Below are 2,457 nucleotides of genomic sequence, written 5' to 3'. Positions count from 1 at the left end.
GCACAGTGCCGTCCGCCGCCGCCCCGGGGCGTACTGGGTCAGGAGTCGATCGGGGACTTGTCCGACTTCGCCGCGGCCTCGGCCGCCTCCCGCTTCTCGGTCTTCTTGTTGGCGATCAGGCTGGTGATCGTGGTGATCACCAGGACGCCGCAGATGACGGAGAGCGAGAACGGAATGGAGATCTCGGGGACGCTCACACCGCCCTCGTGCAGGGCGTGCAGCACCAGCTTGACGCCGATGAAGCCGAGGATGACGGAGAGGCCGTAGCTCAGGTGGACCAGCTTCTTGAGCAGGCCGCCGATCAGGAAGTACAGCTGGCGCAGACCCATCAGCGCGAAGGCGTTCGCGGTGAAGACGATGTACGGGTCCTGGGTGAGGCCGAAGATCGCCGGGATCGAGTCCAGCGCGAACAGCACGTCGGTCATGCCGATGGCGAGCATCACGACCATCAGCGGCGTCAGGATCCGCTTGCCGTTCTTCTGGATGAAGAGCTTGGTGCCGTGGTACTGGTCGGCGACGCCGAACTTGGTCTCGATCTTCTTGAGCAGGCGGTTCTCCTCGAACTCCTCCTCCTCCGCCCCTGCGCGTGCCTCCTGGATGAGCTTCCAGGCGGTGTAGATCAGGAACGCGCCGAAGATGTAGAAGACCCACGAGAAGTTGGCGATGACCGCGGCGCCGGCGGCGATGAAGATCGCTCGCAGGACCAGTGCGATCAGTACGCCGATCAGCAGCACCCGCTGCTGGAGGTGGGAAGGCACCGAGAACTTCGCCATGATCAGTACGAAGACGAAGAGGTTGTCGACGCTCAGGGACTTCTCGGTGATGAAGCCCGCGAAGAACTCGCCGGACGCCTGGCTCTCGCCGAACACCAGCAGGCCGAGGCCGAAGATCACGGCCAGCGCGATCCAGACACCCGTCCAGATGCCGGCTTCCTTGATCGACACGTCGTGGGGCTTGCGCCCGATGAAGAAGTCCACACCGATCAGGGCCGCGAGGGCCAGGATGGTGAAGAGCCACATGTTCAATGAAACGTCCACTGCGCCTCCGGCAGATAGCTACGGCAACAAAATCAGCGTCGTCGCTGCCGGAGGTCTCTTCCACCCGAGCCGCCTTCTGGCGCGCGCCGGGCCGATGCCCCGGGACCGATGGCGGTCCGTATTGACGGGAACATCGCAGCCGGGAGTACTCCCCTCCGCTGTGTCGAGAGTACAGGAATTCCCAAGAGAAGGTAAAGGGATTGGTAATCAACCTTCAAAGACGCAGGTCAGGACACATCTCTGGCAAGGGCTGCGGTACTACCGGCCGAGGGCCCTGCGAGCCGCCGCCACCTGGCTGAGCACATTCCACAGCACCTGCCCCGCGGGCGGCGCGAGCAGCGGTTCGTACGTCCAGGCATGGCCCACCCACGGGTCGGCGAGGTGCGCGTCGGGCACCGGCGTGAGCCGCAGCAGCGAACGCCACAGCGGATCGAGCACCGGTCCGTACGCGCTGGCGTCCTCCCGGTCGGCCACCATCATGAGGTGGACGCCGACGGAGGGTCCCTCGTCGGCGAGGTAGCGCAGCTGGGTGACGGCGCGGTCGTCGAAGCCGTGCGGGAAGTCGTTGACGATCAGCAGCTGCTCGGCGGTGTCCAGGTGCGGTGGCAGCGCGTCGGACGCACCGGCCCTGATCGCCATCTGTACGAGGTCCACCCGCTCGGTCAGCTTCGCCAGTACGGAGGCGACGCCCTGGGCCCCCAGCGCGGGCGGCGAGTCCAGCACGCCGGACTTGACCAGCGGGGCGAGCGCGGCGGACGCGGAACCCGCGGGGTCGATGACGTGCACCGTGAACTCGCCCGCCGGGTACGCCCCGAGCAGCCGCGCGGCGTGCACGACGGCGGTGTCCATGGACAGGCGGCGCAGCTCGTCGGTGTCCATCATCATCGCGGCCTCGGAACCGGTCCTTCCGGCGTCGATCCACAGACCGCGTTCCAGCGGCAGCCGGACGAGCAGCGGGATGTGCAGGTCGGGGCGCTCCGGGAGGTGCAGATCGCCGATGCGCAGCGCCATCGGGACCTCCATGGGAACCCGGTAGGCGTGCCAGGCGGGGGTGTTCCAGCGGGCGAAGGAGGCTGGCAGGGCGGGCTCGACGACCTCGGACTCGGTGACGAGCTGGGCCACGTCGCGGTCCAGGACGGCGCGGGCCTGTTCGACGAGGGCGTCCCGCTTCGCGCGGGCGCTCTGCCGGGCCAGGTCGCCGGTGGTGCCGATGCGGCTGCGGGGGTCGGAGAGGACCTTGTCGAGCTCCTGCTCCATGCGGGACTCGGCGAAGTCGACGGCGCTGCGGTAGGCGGCGGCACTGCGGGCCAGGTCCTCGAACATGCCCCAGACCTGGTTGTACAGCCGCTCCTCCATGGACCAGCCGGAGGCGTCGCCCGCCACGGGGAGCGGGGGCCGGCCGGGCTCGTCCGGCCGGGCC

1 protein-coding gene and 1 pseudogene are annotated in these 2,457 nt (G+C 68.1%); both read right to left on the bottom strand.

Annotated elements, in window-relative coordinates:
• Positions 1-38: 38 nt before the first annotated feature.
• The gene (locus ACWGIG_RS38485) at positions 39-1,019 is read right to left on the bottom strand and encodes a TerC family protein (protein ID WP_453326379.1); all 981 of its coding nucleotides are present in this window, start codon (positions 1,017-1,019) and stop codon (positions 39-41) included.
• A gap of 276 nt (positions 1,020-1,295) precedes the next feature.
• Positions 1,296-2,457, bottom strand: a pseudogene (locus ACWGIG_RS38480) (TerD family protein); the annotation flags it as partial.

Source organism: Streptomyces sp. NPDC054863 (assembly GCF_053610825.1).
This window is presented reverse-complemented; position numbering and strand designations above follow the sequence as displayed.

What these genes read in the sequence shown, in the direction of transcription:
- ACWGIG_RS38485 (WP_453326379.1), bottom strand. Translation starts at nt 1,019, where the DNA reads ATGTGGCTCTTCACCATCCTGGCCCTCGCGGCCCTGATCGGTGTGGAC.